Origin of the sequence: Niveispirillum sp. (genome assembly GCF_052437035.1) — a bacterium.
GTDB lineage: Bacteria > Pseudomonadota > Alphaproteobacteria > Azospirillales > Azospirillaceae > Niveispirillum.
The window spans coordinates 644,260-663,923 of sequence record NZ_JBQVOH010000002.1; the positions used below are offsets into that span (position 1 = coordinate 644,260).

A 19,664-nucleotide genomic window follows, 5' to 3' on the forward strand; every position below is an offset into this window, starting at 1 on the left:
CTTGTGGAGCCTGATGATGGCCCTTTCCCGTTCGGCCCTGCTAGGGCTCGGCCTGTTGCTCACCGCCATGCCGGCCTGGGCGGAAAAGCTGCCGGTCCCCGCTGCCGCCTTCTCCGCTTCCCAGAATCTGACCGTGGATGGCGTGGCCCTGTCGGCCCGCATCTTCCATGATAAGGGGCTGGAACGCCGGGAAAGCCGGGTGGATGGCCTGAACAACCTGCTGATCATCCGTCCCGATCAGGGTGAGGCGCTGGTGGTGCAACCCGAAAGCAACATGGGCATGAAGCTGCCTTTGACCGATCCGGAGGTCGGGATGGTGGCCAGCAGCATTGCGCAGCTGTCGGGTACCAGGGAGGGCAACGAAACCCTGTCCGGCGAGACTGTGACCCGTTACCGGGTGCAGGACATCACGCCCGATGGCGCCGGATTCGATGGCCGCGTCTGGGCCACCCGCGACGGCATCTATGTAAAGATGGAGGGAAGGACCGGCGGGGAGGGGGCGGCCAGCATCGCCATGACCCTGACGGATATCCGGCGTGGGCCCCAGGACCCGGCCCTGTTCACGCCGCCCGCCGGCCTCTCGGTCATGACGCTGGACCCGATGGAAGGTCGCATGCCGCCCGCCTTCCAGGCCGACAAGGAGAAGGCGGCGAAGGAAAGGGCGCCGAAATGAAACGTCGCGAGCTGTTGCTGGCCGCACTGCCGGCCATCCTGCTGCCCACCACCGCGCGGGCACAGGTGTTGAGCAGCGCTGAACAGGCGTTCCTGGCAAAACTGGGTCCTGACTGGCAGGCCGTGACCAATGGCCCCACGCGCTATCGCATCGTGAAATCGGGTCCGGCCACCGGGCCGCTGGTCCCGCTGGTCTCCACCGCCACCCTGCATTATCAGGGCCGGCTGGAAAGCGGGAAGGTGTTTGAGGATACGCGCGAGATGGGGCAGCCGGCGCAGCTGATGCTGACCCGCGCCATTCCCGGTTGGAAGCAGGTGCTGCCGCTGATGCGCAAGGGCGATGTCTGGGAATTGGCTATCCCGGCCAGCGCCGGCTATGGCCCGTCCGGTTCTGCCAGTGGCAAGGTGCCGGCCAATGCCAACCTGTTCTTCACGATCGAGGTGTTGGGTTTTGTGAAGCCCAAGCTCAGCAGCGGATTATAGGGCGGGCAGGGGCACGCATTGCGTGACCCGCAGCCCGATCCATGGTAACCCGCTGTCTCTCCCTTATCCTGTGCAATGCGGAGCGTTGACATGACCGGCCGCCTGAAGAATGCCGCCTCTCTGATCGCCCTGACCCTGGCGCTGGCCGCCCCGGCCGGTGCGCAGCAGGCGCCGGCAGCGCCGCCGGCGGGGGGCGTCAATGATGTGCTGTCGATGCCGCGTGTCGATCCGCAATTGCAGTATCTGGTGGAAAATCAGAAGAAGCCCGGCTGGCAGGTTACGCCGTCCGGCCTGCAATATCGCGTCGTCCGCCGTGTGGCCGGCAATCCGCCGCGCCCGCTTCTGTCGGACGAGGTGACGGTGAATTACCGGGGCGTGCTGATCGACGGCAAGGAATTCGACAGTTCCTACGGTCGGGGCCGTCCCGCTACCTTCCCCGTGAACCGGCTGGTGCGCGGCTGGCAGGAAGCGTTGGTCATGATGCGGGTGGGGGAGCAGTGGGAACTGGCCGTGCCTGGCAATCTGGGCTATGGCCTGCGCGGGCAGCCCGATGGCGGCATCCCGCCCAATGCGACCCTGTTGTTCACGGTTGAACTGCTGGGCATCCGCAAGCCGGACACCACCAATCTACTGGCCAAGCCCGGTACCATTCGCTGACCAACCCACGTTTACGAAAATTGCGTGCCCCACAGGGGATGCGATTTGTGGTATGGATGCGCCGGGCGTTGCAGCGCCTGGGACAAGGTGTGCGACGCGGAACCCAATGACCGACCAGCTCGTTTTGAAAGAAAAACTCGCGGCTCTGAAGACAGAGCATCGCGACATGGATGATATCATCCAGCGGCTGACGGAGCAGTTCCCCGTTGACCAGCTTCAGATCCAGCGTCTGAAGAAGCGCAAGCTTCTGCTCAAGGACATGATTGCCCGTCTGGAAAGCCAGATGGTGCCCGACATCATCGCCTGATGCCGCCTGACCGGTGCTCAATGCCATGAAAAAAGGCCGCAGCGGACAACCGCTGCGGCCTTTGTCAATGTCGGACGGGGGCGTTGTTTACTCGCCCTGTTCCGTATGATGGTCAGGCTGCACCGCGTGATCGTCGGTGCCGGAATGTTCATGGGCCAGCGGGGGCTGCTGGTACCGGTTGGAATGGCTGCGCTGGATGGAGTTGGCCAGATCCTGGAGTTCCAGGAAATTGTCGGCTTGACGGCGCAACTCGTCGGCAACCATCGGCGGGGTGGACCGCACCGTGCTGATCACCGTGACGCGCACGCCCTTGCGCTGCACCGCTTCCACCAGCCTGCGGAAATCGCCATCGCCGGAGAACAGCAGGATATGGTCGACATGGTCCGCCATCTCCATCACGTCGATGGCGAGTTCGATATCCATGTTGCCTTTGATCTTGCGCCGGCCCGACGCGTCGGTGAATTCCTTGGTCGGCTTGGTGACCATGGTGTAGCCGTTATAGTCCAGCCAGTCGACCAGCGGACGGATCGGCGAATATTCCTGATCTTCGACCAAGGCGGTGTAGTAGAAGGCGCGGATTAGCCGGCCCTCAGCCGCGAAAAGTTCCAGCAATCGCTTGTAATCGATGTCGAAACCCAGGGATCGCGCCGCTGCATACAGATTGGCGCCATCGATGAACATTGCCAGCCGTTCTTGCTGGTAAAATATCTTGCGTGCCATTGCTTCCTCTAATCACGTTGTCAAAAATGGTTTACCCCGGAATATTTGCACCGGACGCCCCACCGGGAAGGGCAAGCCGGGTACCGTGACGCCATTGCACCAATCTAAGGTGCCTGGACCACACGGCAGGTGACGGATGATTTCCGGCACGGTATGCCATCACATGGTTGGCAGCAAGCGCCGTAACACTGCATCTATCGAGATAGGGTGTGGCCCTTGCGATTTCCAGGAAAACACCCGTGATTTTCATTGCCGTCGGCTCCAATCTCCATGTTCCCGGTCTGGGCAAACCCCTGGATATCTGCCGAAAGGCCTTGGCCCGGCTCGACTCCATGGGAATCACCGTTGCCACCCTCTCGCGGTTCTACGAAACCGCACCTGTGCCGGTTTCTGACCAGCCCTGGTTCGTGAATGCCGTGGCGCGGGTCGAGTGTGATCTGGACGCCGCCGCCCTGCTGGATCGCCTGCATCAGGTGGAACAGGAATTCGGGCGGGTGCGGCGCGAGCGGAACGAGGCGCGGGTTCTGGATCTCGATCTGATCGATTACAAGCGTATGGTTGATGCCGGCCCGCCCATTCTGCCGCACCCGCGTATGGCGGATCGCGCCTTTGTCCTTCTACCCCTGGCTGATGTGGCGCCAGACTGGACCCATCCCGCCGACGGTCGCGGCATCGGTGATCTGATCGCCGCCTTGCCCCCGGATCAGGCCATCCGCCCGCTGTCGGGGCTGGAATGATTTCCGCGAAGGGCGGGCGTCCTTGCAATGCGGAATACAGCCCCCTATAAATCAAAGCTTATCCGTCGCTGGAGAGTATCTGGATATGGCCCGCGTTACCGTTGAAGATTGCGTCCTGAAGATTCCGAACCGTTTCGAACTGGTGATGATGGCTGCCCAGCGCGCCCGTGATATCGCTTCCGGTTCGCCGCTGTCGATCGACCGGGACAATGACAAGAACCCCGTCGTCGCTTTGCGCGAAATCGCGGATGAGACGGTGGTGCTGGATCACCTGAAGAACAGCCTGATCAAGGGTCACCAGCGCGTGCCGGAGCAGGATGAGCCCGAGGAAGAGATTGTCGAGCTGATGGCCGGCGAGACCGCCTGGGGTGCCGATGCCGCCCGTGCCGAGGCCGAGGACGAGCTGGGCGGGGAGATGGACTTCTCCGAAGGTGATGTCGGCTCGGCCGATCTGGCCGACGAGGACATGTAAAGCCAACGGGATCGTGCAAATGGAAGGCCCGTGTTGGCGCGATAAGACCCGGATTGGCGGTGTAGCATGAGCCGCCAGACCAAGATCATCCGCCAGTACGAGCTGGTTGAGCGCGTGATGGGGTACGACCCCAACGCCGATGAAGACGCGCTCAACCGCGCCTACGTCTTCACGATGAAGGCGCATGGCTCGCAGACGCGGGCCAGTGGCGATCCCTATTATGTCCACCCGATCTGGGTGGCTTGGCTGTTGACCGAGCTGAAGCTCGACGCCAACAGCATTATCACCGCACTGCTGCACGACACGGTCGAAGACACCCTGACGACGCTGGAGGAAATCCAGCGTCTGTTCGGGCCGGAGGTCGCGCGTCTGGTCGATGGCGTCACCAAGCTGTCGCGTATCGAGCTGCAGAATATCGGTGAGCAGAGCGAAAGCACCAAGCAGGCGGAGAATTTCCGCAAGCTGGTGCTGGCCATGTCGGAGGATATCCGCGTCCTTCTGGTGAAGCTGGCCGACCGGCTGCACAATATGGGGACGATTCAGTTCCTGAAGCCGGAGAAGCGCCGCCGCATCGCGCGCGAGACGCTGGAAATCTATGTCCCGCTGGCCGAACGCATCGGTATCCAGCGCTGGAAGGACGAGTTGGAGGATCTGGCGTTCAAGGAATTGAACCCGGACGCCTATGACAGCATCCGCATCCGCCTGGATGATCTGCAATCCACGGGCAAGGCCCGCGTTGATCGCATCATCGAGGAGTTGGACAAGACTGTCCGTTTCAACAACGAATCGGCGGTCGCCAATGCCGAGATCTATGGGCGCCTGAAATCGCCCTATTCGATCTGGCGCAAGATGCACGCCAAGAATGTGGCGTTCGAACAGCTTTCCGACGTGATGGCCTTCCGCATCGTGGTCGACACGCTGGGCGAATGCTATCAGGCACTGGGCATCATCCATGCTCGCTACCCGGTCGTGCCGGGGCGGTTCAAGGATTACATCTCCACGCCCAAGCCCAACGGCTATCAGTCGATCCACACCACCGTCATCGGCCCGGAAAAGCAGCGCATCGAGGTGCAGATCCGCACCCGCGACATGCATGAAGTGGCCGATATGGGCGTCGCCGCCCACTGGTCCTACAAGCAGGGCGCGCCCGAGGCGGCGCAGCCCAAGACCGAGGGGCGGCAATATCGCTGGCTGCGTGAACTGCTCGACATTCTGGAGCATGCGACGCGGCCGGAAGAGTTCCTGGAACATACCAAGCTGGAGCTGTTCCAGGATCAGGTCTTCTGCTTTACGCCCAAGGGCGACCTGATCGCCCTGCCGCGTGGGGCCACGCCCGTCGATTTCGCCTATGCCGTCCACAGCCAGGTGGGCGACACCTGTGTCGGTGCCAAGATCAATGGCCGCATGCAGCCGCTGCGCAGCCATTTGCAGAATGGCGACCAGGTGGAGGTGCTGACCTCAAAGAATTCCTCGCCCTCGCCGGACTGGGAAAACTTCGTCATCACCGGCAAGGCCCGCGCCCGCATCCGCCGCTTCATCCGCACCCAGCAGCGGGGCGAGCATATCAAGCTTGGCCGCGGCCTGATGGAGCGGCTGTTCAAGCAGGAAGGCTATGAATATTCGGAAAAGGCCTTCGACGGCGTTCTGAAGATTTATCAGCAGCCCAGTGTGGATGACCTGCTGGCCGCCATCGGTGCCGGTACCGAGGGCCAGCGAGATGTCTTCAACTCCATCTTCCCCGGTCACCGCAACGTCAATCCCGTTGTGGCGGACGAGAAGGTGGTGGCCATCGCCACCAAGCCGAAGCCGGCCACGAGGGGCAAGGGCACCACGCCGCTGGCCATCCGGGGGCTGATCCCCGGTATGGCGGTTCATTATGCCCGCTGCTGTCACCCGATCGTGGGTGACCGCATCGTCGGTATCGTCACCACGGGCAAGGGCGTGACCATCCATACAATCGACTGTGAGACCCTGGAAAGCTTTCACGACAGCCCGGAACGCTGGATCGACGTCTCCTGGGACCCGGATGCCGACACGCCCAACGATCTGGTGGGGCGCCTGTCAGTGGTGGTGGCGAATGAGACGGGGGCGTTGGGCACCTTGTCCACGGTCATCGGCAAGAATGGCGGCAACATCACCAACCTGAAGATAACCAACCGCACGAACGACTATTTCGAGATGCTGATCGATGTGGACGTGAAGGACGTCAAGCATCTGACCAACATCATGGCGGCGTTGCGGGCCACTCCGGTGATCCATTCGGTCGAACGTGGCCGCTGACTGTCCATCTGGGGACCGGGAAGGAACCATAGGGTATCATGTTCAGGCGGCGTGAACCGTTGACCCCGGCGGGGCGCTTGCGGCGGCTGCTCTGGCCCTCCATGGGGCTGGTGCGGTCCGGGCGCTATGTGGCCTATCGGATCGCCCGCATTCAGGGGTCGCCGCATGCCATCGCACTGGGGATCGCGTTGGGCGTGGCGCTGGCCATGACGCCGCTGCTGGGTCTGCATTTCCCCATCGCCTTCCTGCTGGCCTGGGTCACCCGCGCCTCCATCATGGGCGCCATGGTGGGCACCATCACAGCCAACCCCTGGACCTTTCCGGCAATCTGGTATTCGAGCTACCGGCTGGGCTGTTCGTTGCTGGGCATGGCGCCGGGGCATGAGGATCAGGCGCGCCTGACCCTGGCCTTCCTGATCGACCATCCCTGGCAGGTGTTCGCGCCCATGCTGGCCGGTGGCGCCGTGATGGGGGTCGCGGCGGGCATCATCGCATACGTGATTGCCAAGCCCCTGATCCGGTTCTATCAGGAAAAGCGGCGGGATCGGCGTCGGGCCGGTCGTGTGCTTGTGGGCAAGGGTATTTGAGGGTGGAATGATGGGTGCCAAGCCGTTGCGTCTGGGCGTGAATATCGACCATGTGGCCACCGTGCGGAATGCGCGCGGCGGGGACAACCCCTGTCCGGTGCGCGCTGCCCTTCTGGCCGTCCATGCCGGTGCCGACGGCATCACCGCCCATCTGCGCGAGGACCGCCGCCATATAAGGGACGAGGATATCGACCGGCTGATGGCCGAGTTGTACAAGCCGTTGAACCTGGAAATGGCCGCGACGGAAGAGATGCTGGCCATCGCCCTGCGCCACCGTCCCCACGCCGTCTGCCTGGTTCCCGAAAAGCGGGAGGAGCGCACGACGGAGGGCGGGCTGGATGTCATCGGCAACCGCGCGCATCTGAAGCCCTATATCGCGCGTCTGGCCGATGCCGGCATCCGCGTCTCCATCTTCATCGGGGCGGATGTGAATCAGCTGGATGCCGCGCGTGACCTGGGTGCCCCCGTGGTCGAACTGCATACGGGCGCCTATGCCGACGCCGCCAAGGGCCCGGCCCGTGACGGCGAACTGGCCCGTCTGGTCAAGGGCGCGGCGCATGCCGCCGCCATCGGCCTTGAATGCCATGCTGGCCATGGCCTGACCTTTGACAATGTCGCTCCCGTCGCCGCCATCCAATCGGTCGTGGAGCTGAATATCGGGCATTTCATGATGGGCGAGGCGATGTTCATCGGCCTGCCAGCCACCATCGCTGAAATGCGCGCCCGGATGGATGCGGGCCGCCGCGCGGGGGCTGCATGATCCTTGGCATCGGCAGCGATCTGGTCGATATCCGCCGCATCCAGGCCAGCCTGGATCGTTTCGGCGACCGTTTTGCTGCCCGTGTCTTTACCGAGGCCGAACGCGCCCGTGCCGATGGTGCGGGAAATGCCACTGTCCGCGCCGCCACCTATGCCAAGCGTTTCGCGGCCAAGGAGGCGGCGACCAAGGCGCTGGGTACCGGCTATGCCGACGGCGTGCATTTCAAGGATATCGAGGTCCTGTCCAACGGTAAGGCCCGCCCGATCCTGAGCCTGTCCGGCGGCGCGCTGGATCGCCTTCACGCCATGGTTCCTGCCGGCATGGTGCCCCGCATCGATCTGTCGATGACGGATGAACTGCCCTATGCCCAGGCCTTCGTCGTCATTTCGGCCCAACCGGCGGGGATGTGACGCATGAATCCACGCCGGCAGCCGCCTCCGTCCCGTCCTGCCCCCGACCCGCTGCCCCCGCTGGTGGAAACGCATCCGCACCATATCAGCAGCGGCTGGGGCGAGACTCTGCGCATCATCCTGGCCACTATCCTGGTGGTCGTGGGCGTTCGGACCCTGACATTTGAGGCGTTCAACATCCCCAGCGGATCGATGGTCCCCACCCTGCTGGTGGGCGACTATCTGTTCGTGAACAAGGCCTCTTACGGCTACAGCCGCTTTTCGCTGCCGGGTTTCCTGCGTTTCGGTGATGCGGCCCCGCCGGTGACCAAGGATTGCAAGGCCGCCCCTGGCCGCCTGTTCGGCAGCCTGCCCGAGCGCGGCGACGTGGCCGTGTTCAAGCTGCCCAAGGATACTAGCGTCGATTATATCAAGCGCATCGTGGGCCTGCCCTGCGACCGGTTGCAGATGATCGGCGGCGCCCTCTATGTGAACGGGGAGATGGCGGCCCGCATCCGGGTGCCGGATTTCGTGCTGCATGAAGGGTTCGGTGGCGCCTTCACGGCCCCGCAATATATCGAGACCCTGCCCGGCGGGCGTCAGCATCCGGTGATCGAGATGTCGGGCGACCAGGGACTGCTGGATGACACGCCCGTCTTCACGGTCCCGCCCGGCTATATCTTCGGCATGGGCGACAGCCGCGATAACTCACAGGACAGCCGCGTGCCAGAGGTGGTGGGCTTCATCCCTGTCGAGAATTTGGTGGGCCGTGCCACCACTATCTTCCTGTCGGTGAAGGAGGAGGAAAGCCTCTGGCGCTTCTGGCGCTGGGGTTCGGCCATCCGCACCGAACGGTTCTGGGAAAGGGTTGATTGATGGAACTGGATGCGTTGCAGGAGGTCCTGGGCCATCGTTTCAAGGATGTCTCCCGCCTGAACGAGGCCTTGACCCATCCGTCGGTGGGCGGGGTCAACCGGGCCAAGGTGGGTAAAGGCTATGAACGGCTGGAATTCCTGGGCGACCGCGTCCTGGGTCTGGTCGTGGCCGAATGGCTGCTGGAACGGTTCCCCAAGGAACAGGAAGGCGCCCTGGCCCGCCGCCTGACGGCGCTGGTCCGGGCCGAGGCCCTGGTGGTCGTGGCCGGTCGCATCGGGTTGGGGCAGTATCTGCGCCTGGCGCCCGGTGAACAGGCGGGCGATGTGAAGCCGGCGATCCTGGCCGATGCGTGCGAGGCGGTGATCGGCGCGCTGTATCTGGATGGCGGTCTGCCGGCGGCGGCTGGCTTCATCCGCCGGCATTGGGATGCGGCATTGGAGGGGGCGAAGGCGGCACCCCCGCAGGACCCGAAGACCGGCCTTCAGGAATGGGCGCTGGCGCGCGGGCGTAAACTGCCGCTTTATACGGATATCGGTCGTACCGGCCCGGACCATGCCCCCATTTTCCAGGTCTCTGTGACTGTGGAGGGGTTTGAACCGGTGGTGGCAACCGGCCCCTCAAAACGCGCGGCGGAAAAGATCGCCGCCGAAGCACTGCTTTCCCGGATCAGGACGTAAATGACCGACAGCGACGATATCGTTTCCCGTTTTCTTTCTGGCCAGGATGCCAGTGGCGACGCGCCGGCCCGGCCGGCCCCCACCCATCCGCGCTGCGGCTTCGTGGCCTTGGTGGGGGCGCCCAATGCGGGCAAATCCACCCTGCTGAACGCGCTTGTCGGGTCCAAGATTTCCATCGTCAGCCCTAAGGTCCAGACCACGCGGAGCCGTGTGCTGGGCATCGGCATGGCCGGCGACAGCCAGATCCTCTATGTCGACACGCCCGGCATCTTCACGCCGAAAAAGCGTCTGGAACGCGCCATGGTCGCCGCCGCCTGGCAGGGTGCGACCGATGCCGATCAGGTGGCCGTGCTGTTCGACGCCGCGCAGAAGCGCATCGATGACGATACGCGCGGCATCGTGGAACGGCTTAAGGAAGCGGGTCGCAAGGCCGTGCTGGTCTTGAACAAGATCGACCTGATCAAGCGGGAACGCCTGCTGGCGCTCGCTGCGGAATTTGCCGAATTCGACGTGTTCACGGAGACCTTCATGGTTTCCGCCCTGACCGGCGACGGTCTGGAAGGGCTGTTGAAGTTCTTCGCCGCGTCCGTGCCGGAAGGCCCCTGGCTCTATCCGCCCGATCAGTTGTCGGACATGCCCGAACGCCTGCTGGCCGCCGAAATCACGCGTGAGAAGCTGTTCTTGCAACTGCATCAGGAAGTGCCCTACGCGACATCGGTGGAGACCGAGACGTGGGAGGAGTTTGAGAACGGCTCCGTCCGCATCGGTCAGGTCATCTATGTCCAGCGTGACACGCAGAAGGCCATCATCCTGGGCAAGGGTGGCGCCCGTATCAAACAGATCAGCACGGCTGCCCGTGTCGAGATGGCCGAATTCCTGGGCCGCCCCGTTCACCTGATGCTGTTCGTGAAGCTGCGGGAAAACTGGGCCGAAGAACGCGACCAGTACGAACCCTGGGGCCTGGACTACAACGCCTGACCGGGTTGGGCCTGACCGGGTGGGGATGGGGGCTGGCCCCATAGCGGGATTGCTGACTTCCCGTCCCCTTTGCGCTATCATCACCCTATCAACGCCACACCTACGTCCGTACATCCGCAGCCACCGGCTTGCGGCGCGGGTGAGCCACGGACTGTGAAACCAACATCGTTTTTGTGTTTCACTTGGTTGCGTGCGAAGCAGCCATAGGTCAGGCTGACCGGATTGTCGTTCGGAAGTGTCATCTTTGAACTATGAAACACGGATCACGTTCGTGTTTCACTCGGTTGCGTAGGATGTCGCAAAACAGGACTGCTTACCGCGACGTCCCCACGACTGCCGGTGCCGGCTGTACCGCTGCACGTGGGGCGGCGGCGGCGGGCGGGTTGGTGCTGCCGGCGCCGTCGGGGGCCGGCGTCGGCGCGTTGGCAGGGCGGTTGCCCGCCATCAGGCTGTCGCGCAGCAGCACGATGGAGATGCGGCGGTTACGGGGAGAGTTGGGATCATCCTTGAAAAGGTGATCGCGGTCCCCGCGTCCCACCACGGTCTCGATTCTGGTGTCGCTGATGCCCATGGCTTCCAGCGCGCGGCGAGTGGCATTGGCCCGGTCGGAGGAAAGTTCCCAGTTGGTGTAGGAGGCGCCGGCCCCGAACGGGATACTGTCGGTATGGCCGCTGATGGACAATTTGTTGGGCAGGCTGGAAACCGCCTGCGCCACCTGAGACATAAGCTGGGCCGTCTGTGGCTGCATCTTGGCGCTGCCCGACGGGAACATGGAATAGCCTTCCTGATCGACCAACTGGATACGCAGGCCTTCCGGCGTCTTGTCGATGATCAGGTTCTGGGCCAGGTTGCGCAGTTCGGGGATCTGCTGGATGGCTTGGCGCAGCTCTGCTTCGGCCTTGGCGAACTGTGCGTCCTCATGCTTGGCCAGGGCTTCTTTCAGTTCCTGCTCGTCTACCTGACCGTCCTTGTTCTTGTCGGCGGCATCCTTCTCCCCGGCGCGTTCCAGGACGGCCAGACCGTTCACGACATCGCCACGGGTCCAGCCACCTTCCTTGTCGCCGGCCCCCTTGCCGGTGGAGTCCTTCTCCGTCGGACGCCCGCTGGAGCTTTCCTGCATGTCGTCCGTCTGCTCATCCGAATTGGCGGCGGCGGGCATGGTGGGGGTGGGGACGGTGACGCCGGGCGGGCTGCTGGCATTGACCATGGCGCCATCCACGCGGATGGTCTGGCCGCCCAGAATGCCGCCGGACCCGCTTGTCTGTTTCGACGCGCTGGCTGGGCTGAAATAATCGGCGATGCCCATCTTCTGTTCGGCTGTGGTCACGTTCAGAAGCCACAGCAGCAGGAAGAAGGCCATCATCGCGGTCACGAAGTCGGCATAGGCCACCTTCCAGGCACCGCCATGATGCCCTTCGCCGCCCTTGTTGATCTTCTTGATAACAATGGGGGCCTTTTCTTCGCCGCCTGCCACGATGCCATCCCGGTACGCTGATCGATGGTGCAGTGTAGCAAGCTGTTTGGCGTGGGTCACGGCCCTTGCGGCCTTGCGCGCATGCCCTACCTCGGGTTAACCCCTATTTATGTAAGGACAGGAGCTTGCCCGGTATGAGTTTCGACCATCGTGCCTTTCGTGACACCCTGGGCTGCTTCGCCACCGGTGTCTGTATTGCGTCGGCGACCGGGGCCGATGGCAGGCCCGTGGGCCTGACGGTGAATTCCTTCACCTCGGTGTCGCTTGATCCGCCCCTGGTTCTGTTCTGCCTGGATAACCGGTCGGAAAGCCTGTCGGCCTTTCTGGAGGCGCCGGGCTTCGCCCTGTCCATCCTGTCCGCCGAACAGCAGGGCTTGTCCAACACCTTCGCCCGCGCCCCGCATGCCGCGCGCTGGGATGGTGTGGCCGCAGTGATCGGGCAGGGGGGCGCGCCCCTGATCCAGGGCGCGTTGGCCGTGCTGGACTGTACCCGTCATGCCATCCATGAAGGCGGGGACCACACGATCCTGGTCGGCCGCGTACTGGGCTTTGCAAGCCAGCCCGGCGCGCCGCTGCTCTATTACCGGGGTGGCTACGCCACGCTGAATGATGGTCGGGGTTGAAACCTGATTCATGTTTCAGTAACATACAGACCCGTCAGCCCGCCGGAGTGCGTTTCCCATGTCCAGCTTTGTCGAGAAATCCTGCCAGGGCCTGTCGGCGACCGGGTTCCACCGTATCGCCTACCGGGAATGGGGTACGGGTGACCGCGCCATCGTCTGTGTGCATGGGCTGACGCGCAATGGTCGGGATTTCGATGTCCTGGCCGCCGATCTGGCCGAGAGCCTGAAGGCGCGAGTGATCTGTCCGGACGTCGTGGGCCGTGGCCGGTCGGGCCGGCTGGCCAATCCCGACAATTACAGCTATGCGCAATATCTGGCCGACATGGCGGTATTGCTGGCTCGCCTGGATGTGCCGCAGGTGGATTGGGTCGGCACCTCCATGGGTGGCCTGATCGGCATGATGGTGGCGGCACAGCCGAACAGCCCCATCCGCCGACTGGTCATCAATGATGTCGGTCCCTTTATCCCGAAGGCGGCGCTGGAGCGGATCGGCGATTATGTCGGGCTGGACCCATTCTTCGCCGATCTGGACGCTGTTGAGGCCTATCTGCGGCGTCGCTATGCCGGTTTCGGCGCCCTGACTGATGCCCAATGGCGGCATATGGCGGAAACCAGTGCTGATGCGCGCGATGGTGGTTATCGTCTGGCCTTTGATCCCGGCATCTCCCGTATCTTCAAGACCAGCGCCATCGATGATCTGGATATGTGGCCGCTCTGGTCCCTGATCCGCCAGGCGGTGCTGGTCGTGCGTGGCGCGCAGTCGGACTTGCTGCTGGCCGATACGGCGGATCGGATGACGAAGGAAGGCCCCCGCGCCAGCCTCTATACCGTGCCCGATGCCGGTCATGCCCCGGCCCTGATGGCGGCGGATCAGGTGGCGGCGGTGCGGGATTTCCTGGCCCATGGCTGACGGTGCGCCGTCGTTCACGCCGCCCCCCTTCCGGCCCCGCTTTCCCTGGTGGGGCCGGCACCTGCAGACCATCCGCAATACCATCGTGAAGCCCGCCTATCCCCTGCCGCCGGGGCAGGAGATGCGGTTTGCCATGCCCGATGGCAGTGGTGACGTGCTGCGGGGCCGCCTCAACCTGCCGGCTGATGCCGCGAAGCCTCTGGCCTTGCTGATGCACGGCCTGACGGGCAGTGAAGACAGCTTTTACGTCCGCGCCACCACCCGCCTGCTGCTGGACCGGGGCCATCCCGTCCTGCGCCTGAACCTGCGCGGGGCGGGGCCGTCGGCGGCGACCTGTTCGCGTCGCTATCATGCCGGGCGCACGGGCGATGTCCGGGCCGTGCTGGCGGCCCTGCCAGCCGATCTGGCGGCCAATGGCGTCATCGTGGTGGGCTGGTCGCTGGGCGGGAACTGCACCTTGAAGTTCCTGGGCGAGGGGGATTTCCCCGTGCCCGTGATCGCCGGTGCCGCCATCTCCGCGCCTATTGATCTTGCGGCCAGCAGCCGGCTGTTCGGCTCGCCCCCCAACCGGCTTTACCATCGCCGCCTGCTGGGTCAGATGAAGGCGGATATGCAGGCCAACCGGGCTCTGGTCGGTAACCGCTGGGCCGACGCGGCACTTGCCGCTCATGACCTGTGGGATTTCGACGACAAGGTCGTGGCGCCCTGGAATGGCTGGGCCGACGCGCCGGAATATTACCGGGTCAATTCGGCCCTGTCCTTTCTGCCCCGGATCAGGGTCCCGACCCTGGTTGTCCATGCCCTGGACGATCCCTGGATACCGTCCGCCGCCTATCAGGATTTCCCGTGGAGCGCCAATCCCTGGCTGTCCCCGGCGATCAGCCGGACGGGCGGCCATGTCGGCTTCCACGGGGTGGGCGGCGTCTGGTCGGACCTGTGCCTGGGCCTGTTTCTGGACAGGCTGTAACGCGTTTGTCATGCGCCGCCGCTACCCTGTCCGCCCAACGCGGAGAGGGGGATCGGATGCAAGTATCGCGGGCCTTGCTGCTGTGCTGCCTGCTGTCGGCTGCTCCCTTGGCGAACGCCCAGGAGAAGCCGGTGGACCCGGCACTGACCGGCTGGCTCTCCACCACGCCCGTCACGCTGCTGGACTGGGGCATGCTGCGGCTGGACCGGGAGGTGCGGCAGGCGGTGACGGCGCTTGGCCTGAAGGATGGACGGGATGGGCCGGTGAAGGTCGGTACCCTCTATCGCCCCTTCGACCGCCGTGTCCTGGCCTATCTCTCATTGCCCATGACGGTGCGGGAACGCAGCCTGCCGCGTTGTCGGGAGCTTTATACGCTGCTGCGCGATCACCTGCTGGCCGGGGCGCCGGGCGGCATGTCGGCGGCGGGCTGGTACCTGCAGCGCATCTTCGGGTCCGACACGCGCGGCCCCGGCGGGGGCAGGCCGGAACCGTTCGCAGAGATGCTGACCAACATGGTCCTGCTGGAGGTGACCCTGCGTGTGCCCGAGGCCGACGCCTTCGGCAACGGCCCGCCCAAGATCACCTGTGCAGGTCGCCTGGATCAGGAGGAAGCGGCGGCGGTGCCGCCCTGGCGCCCGCCGGGATAAGGCTCAACCCCGCTCCCGCAGCAGCCGGGCGGCATCGATAGCGCCATAGGTCAGGATGGCATCGGTGCCCGCGCGCTTGAAGCCCAGCAGGGTTTCCAGCAAGGCCGCGTCATAGTTCAGCCAGCCATTGGCCGCCGCCGCCTTCAGCATCGCGTACTCCCCGCTGACATGATAGGCGAAGGTGGGCACGCTGAACTGATCCTTCACGCGGCGGATGATGTCCAGATAGGGCAGGCCCGGCTTCACCATCACCATGTCCGCACCTTCGGCAATGTCCATGCCGACCTCGCGCAGGGCCTCGTCGCTGTTGGCCGGGTCCATCTGATAGGTCTTCTTGTCACCCTTCAGCAGGCCACCCGTCTGCACGGCATCGCGGAAGGGACCGTAGAAGGCAGACGCGTATTTGGCGGCGTAGGAACAGATGCGGGTCAGCGTATGGCCCCGTTCCTCCAGCGCGTCGCGGATGGCGCCGATGCGGCCATCCATCATGTCCGACGGGGCCACGATATCGCAGCCGGCATCGGCCTGGACCAGCGCCTGGCAGACCAGCGCCTGCACCGTCTCCTCATTCAGGACATAGCCATCCTTCACGATGCCGTCATGGCCGTGGCTGGTATAAGGGTCGAGCGCGACATCGCCCAGGATGCCGATATCCGGCACCTCCCGCTTGATGGCGCGGATGGCGCGACACATCAGATTGTCGGGATTGCCAGACAGGCGCCCCTCCGGGTCCTTCTTGTCAAAGGGCAGGACGGGGAACAGGGCGACGCAGGGGATGCCCAGATCGCGCGCCGCCGCGACGGCGGGGACCAACAGATCCAGCGACAGACGCTCCACCCCCGGCATGCTGGCGATGGGCTGGCGCTGGTTCTCCCCCTCAACCGCGAAGATCGGCCAGATCAGGTCATTGACCGTCAGATGGTTTTCCGCCACCAGCCGGCGGGTCCAGCCATCGACACGGTTGCGGCGCGGGCGGGTGCGGGGGAAGTTCTGCATCGTCTGACCTGTTCGGATAAGGACGCGCCGATGCTACGCCCGCCCGGCCCCTGGCGGCAACAGTAACCCCTGCGGCCTACAGCCCCAGGAACTGATGGATGGCGTACAGCATGATCTTGAATGTCAATACGATGAAGCCGAAGGCGATGACCGTGCTGGCCACGGCGGAAATGTAGCCGGCAATCAGCGCCACACCGTCCCGCTCCATCAGCGCCAACGCGATCAGGGCGATGGCGATGGAGGGAAAGATATTGCCCATGAAGATGGGTAGGATCAGCACGATGGACAGGAAGAAGACCACGACACCGGCCAGCCGCTCCATCTGTCCGTCGACCAGATGGGTCAGGCGCGGTCGCGTCACCCGCTCCACCCGGCGCAGCCAGGGTTCGGCCTTGGTCAGGACGGCCATCAGGTCGGTGCGCAGAATGCTGCGGCGGCGCAGGAAGGCCGGCAGCCAGGGATGCGGGTGCCCGATCATCAATTGCATGGAGAAGACGACGATGGGCATGCCGGTCACAGCCGACATGCCGGGCGGGGCCGGCAGGATGGTGGGCAGGGCGAACAACAGCATCAGGATGCCATAGGCGCGTTCCCCCAGGCCGTCGATCAACTGACCGATGCTGACCCGCTCGCCCTCAACCTTTTCAATTGTTTCAAGAAGCACATCCGTCGTGCGCTTCGGTTCCGGCTTGTCGGGACCTGCGTTCTGAAAGCGGCTGACCTGTTCCAGACCATCGGGTTCGGGCGGCAATTGTGTATCCACGGATCAACCTTTATGCCGACGGAACAGCCTGTCCGCCGGCCCTCTATACCCCGCGCGGGTTACCGGAATATGAAGAGGCATTGCATCGCAATGTCCCCTTCATCATACCAACGCGGGATATGGGGTTCTTCATCCCAGATTGAAACGGGTAATCGTCGCAGCAATGTCGTCACCAAATGTCGCGCCCAGTCGGATGACGCCGGCATCGGCGGGCACGCCCTTCAACTGATCGGCACCCATGCTGGTCATCAGGGCGGCGGGCACATGGCTTGTCACCGACATGGCGCGCAGACCGCGGATCAGGTCGATGCCGCCCAGACCGTCCATGACGGCAGATGCGATGATCATATCGGGCGGCATGCGTACCGCGATGGAAATGGCCTCAATCGGGTCAGACACGATGTTCACGCGGAAGCCACAGGCCGCCAGCTCGCCCGCTGCCTTGCGTGCCACCAGCTTATTGGGTGTGACCAGCATGATTTCGACGTCGCGCACCTCGACATCGGTGATGTCGAATTCAAATCGGGTGGGCAGGCGGCGGATGATCTGATTGGTCGCCGCGATGTCCGGCTGTTCTTCCAGCTCCGCCATCTCCGCGATGCGGTCGGCGAAGGTCTGGATGGCGGCAATCTGCTTCTCGTCCAGATCCTTCAGATCGGAGCAATAGGTCTCCAGACGCTGTGCGATCAGGGAGACGATGGGATAGCCGAAGGTGGAGCCGGAGCCCTTCAGCGAGTGGATTTCGCGGCGCAGTTCGCGCAGCGCGTCACCGCCCTTGACCTCGCCTGTTTTCGCCTGATCCAGCGTGGCGTAGATGGAGGACAACCGGTCGCTGATATAGTCGCTGAACTCTGACTTGAGCTGCTCAAGCAACTCATCCATATCGACTTCGGCCATCCTGTTATTCCTTCTATCCGCAAGACATATCCCTGTACCCTGTCGGGCCTGTCCGCATCAAGTGCGGCGGGGTAACCGATGGGTTACAGCCGCCATGCCGGAAAAGCCGAAGGCCCGGATGCGGGCTGCATCCGGGCCTTCATGAAACGACGGTGCCAAACGACCGGATCAGGCCGCGCGCTTCAGTTCCAGGTTCTTCCAGACCGACAGCAGGGCATCGACCAGATGGTCCATCTTGCGGTCATCATGGAAGGGGGTGGGGGTCAGACGCAGCCGTTCGGTACCGCGCGGCACGGTCGGGTAGTTGATCGGCTGTACATAGATGTCGTGATAGCGCAGCAGGTCGTCGCTGGCCTGCTTGCACAGATGCGCGTCGCCCACCAACAGCGGCACGATATGGCTGACTGACGGCATGACGGGCAGGCTGGCCTGGGCCAGCCGGCGCTTCAGCGTCGCCGCACGCTCCTGATGGCGGATGCGGATTTCGTTATGTTCCTTCAGGAACATGACCGACGCCAGGGCACCGGCGGCCAGCACCGGGGCCAGCGAGGTGGTGAAGATGAAGGACGGCGCGAAGCTGCGCACGCAATCGACCAGGGCCGTGGAGCCGGTGATATAGCCACCCATGACACCGAAGGCCTTGCCCAGCGTGCCTTCGATCACGGTCAGGCGGTCCATCACGCCTTCGCGTTCCGCCACGCCGGCACCGCGCACGCCGTACATACCGACGGCATGCACTTCGTCCAGATAGGTCATGGCGCCATGCTTGTCGGCGACGTCGCACAGTTCCTTGATCGGGGCGATGTCGCCATCCATGGAATAGACGCTTTCAAACGCCACCAGCTTGGGCTGGTTCTTCGGATAGCGGGACAGCAGGGCGTCCAGGTGGGCCACGTCATTATGGCGGAAAATATGCTTTTCAGCGCCGGAGTGACGGATGCCCTCAATCATCGAATTGTGGTTCAGCGCGTCGGAGAAGACGACGCAGTTGGGCAGGATGCGCGGCAGGGTCGAAAGCGTGGCCTCGTTGCTGATATAGCCTGAGGTGAAGAGCAAGGACGCTTCCTTACCGTGCAGGTCGGCCAGCTCCTTCTCCAGCATCACATGATAGTGATTGGTGCCGGAGATGTTGCGGGTCCCGCCGGCGCCGGCCCCGCACTTGTGCAGGCTGTCGACCATGGAGCCGATGACGACGGGATGCTGCCCCATTCCCAGATAATCGTTGGAGCACCAGACGGTGACATCCTTGGGCGGCGCATCTTCCCCATGGAACGTGGCGGTCGGGAATTCGCCCACGCGGCGTTCCAGATCGGCAAACACGCGGTAACGGCCTTCACGCTTCAGACCGTCAATCTGGCTCTTGAAAAAATTCTCGTAATCCATGGGCCGCTGTCCCGTCTGCACCACTTAAAGGAATGTCACGCCGACCGTGCCTTTTGTCTACCCTTGTTTATTACTGCAAAGGTATCGCCAGCAAAACCCCGCGCGACGGCTTGTCGCGCCGGCTCCCGACAATGCGGACGGGCGACAGGCCCGCAGCATGGTCGCGATTGGACATCTCCGCTTTGATTTCGGTCAATTCATCATTCTGTCCAAGAGGCTTTCTGCGCATGGCTCGGGTGCTGATGCGCGACGTGGTAAACTGGATATGACGGCTTGCCGCAGGCGCAGGGCGAGCTAAGTCGATCCGACAGGCATGCTGCCCTGCGTAACGCTGTGAAACACGGAACGGGCCGATGTTTCAGAAGTCGTGCCTCTCTCACATCCACCGGCGCGCCGTCCTGCGCAACGC

The 19,664-nt window shown here is 63.7% G+C and carries 24 protein-coding genes; 17 read left to right on the top strand and 7 right to left on the bottom strand.

Going from position 1 to position 19,664, the window contains the following annotated elements; translation table 11 throughout:
* Positions 1–13 precede the first annotated feature (13 nt).
* The 4 genes from ACT6Q8_RS08070 to ACT6Q8_RS08085 all read left to right on the top strand — a co-directional run bounded on the left by ACT6Q8_RS08070 (position 14) and on the right by ACT6Q8_RS08085 (position 2,119).
* The gene (locus ACT6Q8_RS08070) at positions 14–673 is read left to right on the top strand and encodes a hypothetical protein (RefSeq protein ID WP_054169604.1); all 660 of its coding nucleotides are present in this window, start codon (positions 14–16) and stop codon (positions 671–673) included.
* Positions 670–1,155 (top strand): FKBP-type peptidyl-prolyl cis-trans isomerase, encoded by a 486-nt coding sequence (locus ACT6Q8_RS08075; protein WP_444733146.1) that lies wholly within the window; start codon positions 670–672, stop codon positions 1,153–1,155. Before ACT6Q8_RS08070 ends, ACT6Q8_RS08075 begins: the two co-directional genes overlap by 4 nt.
* 90 nt (positions 1,156–1,245) lie before the next feature.
* Complete coding sequence (locus tag ACT6Q8_RS08080; RefSeq protein WP_054169602.1) at positions 1,246–1,812, top strand: FKBP-type peptidyl-prolyl cis-trans isomerase; 567 nt, start codon at positions 1,246–1,248, stop codon at positions 1,810–1,812.
* A 106-nt stretch (positions 1,813–1,918) separates the two neighbouring features.
* Positions 1,919–2,119: a YdcH family protein gene (locus tag ACT6Q8_RS08085; RefSeq protein WP_054169601.1), complete on the top strand. Its 201-nt coding sequence runs from the start codon at positions 1,919–1,921 to the stop codon at positions 2,117–2,119.
* An 87-nt stretch (positions 2,120–2,206) separates the two neighbouring features.
* On the opposite strand, the gene ACT6Q8_RS08090 is transcribed toward ACT6Q8_RS08085, so the two are convergent.
* On the bottom strand, positions 2,207–2,839 hold the full coding sequence (locus ACT6Q8_RS08090) for a LabA-like NYN domain-containing protein (protein ID WP_054169600.1): 633 nt from the start codon (positions 2,837–2,839) through the stop codon (positions 2,207–2,209).
* A gap of 239 nt (positions 2,840–3,078) precedes the next feature.
* Between ACT6Q8_RS08090 and folK the strand changes: the two genes are divergently transcribed.
* From folK to era, 9 genes are all read left to right on the top strand, one after another.
* A complete protein-coding gene (folK, locus tag ACT6Q8_RS08095) occupies positions 3,079–3,576 on the top strand; it encodes a 2-amino-4-hydroxy-6-hydroxymethyldihydropteridine diphosphokinase (protein WP_054169599.1) in 498 nt (165 codons plus the stop codon).
* 85 nt (positions 3,577–3,661) lie between these two features.
* Positions 3,662–4,048, top strand: coding sequence for a DNA-directed RNA polymerase subunit omega (gene rpoZ, locus ACT6Q8_RS08100; protein ID WP_054169598.1), 387 nt, complete (start codon positions 3,662–3,664; stop codon positions 4,046–4,048).
* A 66-nt stretch (positions 4,049–4,114) separates the two neighbouring features.
* The gene (locus tag ACT6Q8_RS08105) at positions 4,115–6,328 is read left to right on the top strand and encodes a RelA/SpoT family protein (RefSeq protein ID WP_444733147.1); all 2,214 of its coding nucleotides are present in this window, start codon (positions 4,115–4,117) and stop codon (positions 6,326–6,328) included.
* A gap of 38 nt (positions 6,329–6,366) precedes the next feature.
* A complete protein-coding gene (locus tag ACT6Q8_RS08110) occupies positions 6,367–6,915 on the top strand; it encodes a DUF2062 domain-containing protein (RefSeq protein WP_082372566.1) in 549 nt (182 codons plus the stop codon).
* Between the two features lie 10 nt (positions 6,916–6,925).
* A complete protein-coding gene (locus ACT6Q8_RS08115; protein WP_444733295.1) occupies positions 6,926–7,675 on the top strand; it encodes a pyridoxine 5'-phosphate synthase in 750 nt (249 codons plus the stop codon).
* Positions 7,672–8,085 carry a holo-ACP synthase gene (acpS, locus tag ACT6Q8_RS08120; protein WP_054169596.1) on the top strand — a complete coding sequence of 138 codons (414 nt, stop codon included), beginning with the start codon at positions 7,672–7,674 and terminating at the stop codon, positions 8,083–8,085. The genes ACT6Q8_RS08115 and acpS overlap by 4 nt, the downstream gene beginning before the upstream one ends.
* A 3-nt stretch (positions 8,086–8,088) precedes the next feature.
* Entirely contained in the window at positions 8,089–8,940 is an 852-nt protein-coding gene (gene lepB, locus ACT6Q8_RS08125; protein ID WP_444733148.1) for a signal peptidase I, read from the top strand.
* Positions 8,940–9,617, top strand: coding sequence for a ribonuclease III (gene rnc / locus ACT6Q8_RS08130; RefSeq protein ID WP_054169595.1), 678 nt, complete (start codon positions 8,940–8,942; stop codon positions 9,615–9,617). Before lepB ends, rnc begins: the two co-directional genes overlap by 1 nt.
* Complete coding sequence (gene era, locus ACT6Q8_RS08135) at positions 9,618–10,595, top strand: GTPase Era (protein ID WP_421897496.1); 978 nt, start codon at positions 9,618–9,620, stop codon at positions 10,593–10,595.
* 313 nt (positions 10,596–10,908) lie between these two features.
* On the opposite strand, the gene ACT6Q8_RS08140 is transcribed toward era, so the two are convergent.
* Complete coding sequence (locus ACT6Q8_RS08140; RefSeq protein WP_444733149.1) at positions 10,909–12,069, bottom strand: flagellar motor protein MotB; 1,161 nt, start codon at positions 12,067–12,069, stop codon at positions 10,909–10,911.
* A 134-nt stretch (positions 12,070–12,203) separates the two neighbouring features.
* Here ACT6Q8_RS08140 and ACT6Q8_RS08145 point away from each other — a divergent pair, with 134 nt between their 5' ends.
* Genes ACT6Q8_RS08145 through ACT6Q8_RS08160 form a run of 4 tightly spaced genes read left to right on the top strand, consistent with a single transcriptional unit; the run spans position 12,204 to position 15,216 of the window.
* Positions 12,204–12,692 (top strand): flavin reductase family protein, encoded by a 489-nt coding sequence (locus ACT6Q8_RS08145; protein ID WP_444733150.1) that lies wholly within the window; start codon positions 12,204–12,206, stop codon positions 12,690–12,692.
* Between the two features lie 58 nt (positions 12,693–12,750).
* A complete protein-coding gene (locus ACT6Q8_RS08150; RefSeq protein ID WP_444733151.1) occupies positions 12,751–13,602 on the top strand; it encodes an alpha/beta fold hydrolase in 852 nt (283 codons plus the stop codon).
* The gene (locus ACT6Q8_RS08155; protein ID WP_444733152.1) at positions 13,595–14,569 is read left to right on the top strand and encodes a YheT family hydrolase; all 975 of its coding nucleotides are present in this window, start codon (positions 13,595–13,597) and stop codon (positions 14,567–14,569) included. Before ACT6Q8_RS08150 ends, ACT6Q8_RS08155 begins: the two co-directional genes overlap by 8 nt.
* Before the next feature lie 56 nt (positions 14,570–14,625).
* On the top strand, positions 14,626–15,216 hold the full coding sequence (locus ACT6Q8_RS08160) for a hypothetical protein (protein WP_156344777.1): 591 nt from the start codon (positions 14,626–14,628) through the stop codon (positions 15,214–15,216).
* Positions 15,217–15,219: 3 nt separating this feature from the next.
* On the opposite strand, the gene hemB is transcribed toward ACT6Q8_RS08160, so the two are convergent.
* The 5 genes from hemB to ACT6Q8_RS08185 all read right to left on the bottom strand — a co-directional run bounded on the left by hemB (position 15,220) and on the right by ACT6Q8_RS08185 (position 19,451).
* Positions 15,220–16,212, bottom strand: a complete 993-nt coding sequence (gene hemB / locus ACT6Q8_RS08165) for a porphobilinogen synthase (protein ID WP_054169590.1) — start codon at positions 16,210–16,212, stop codon at positions 15,220–15,222.
* A 76-nt stretch (positions 16,213–16,288) separates the two neighbouring features.
* The gene (locus ACT6Q8_RS08170; RefSeq protein ID WP_082372563.1) at positions 16,289–16,975 is read right to left on the bottom strand and encodes an exopolysaccharide biosynthesis protein; all 687 of its coding nucleotides are present in this window, start codon (positions 16,973–16,975) and stop codon (positions 16,289–16,291) included.
* A 129-nt stretch (positions 16,976–17,104) separates the two neighbouring features.
* Entirely contained in the window at positions 17,105–17,872 is a 768-nt protein-coding gene (locus ACT6Q8_RS08175; RefSeq protein ID WP_054169588.1) for an Hpt domain-containing protein, read from the bottom strand.
* A gap of 168 nt (positions 17,873–18,040) precedes the next feature.
* Positions 18,041–19,255 carry a 5-aminolevulinate synthase gene (hemA, locus tag ACT6Q8_RS08180; RefSeq protein ID WP_444733153.1) on the bottom strand — a complete coding sequence of 405 codons (1,215 nt, stop codon included), beginning with the start codon at positions 19,253–19,255 and terminating at the stop codon, positions 18,041–18,043.
* 70 nt (positions 19,256–19,325) lie between these two features.
* Positions 19,326–19,451, bottom strand: a complete 126-nt coding sequence (locus ACT6Q8_RS08185) for a hypothetical protein (protein ID WP_444733154.1) — start codon at positions 19,449–19,451, stop codon at positions 19,326–19,328.
* Positions 19,452–19,664: the final 213 nt, after the last annotated feature.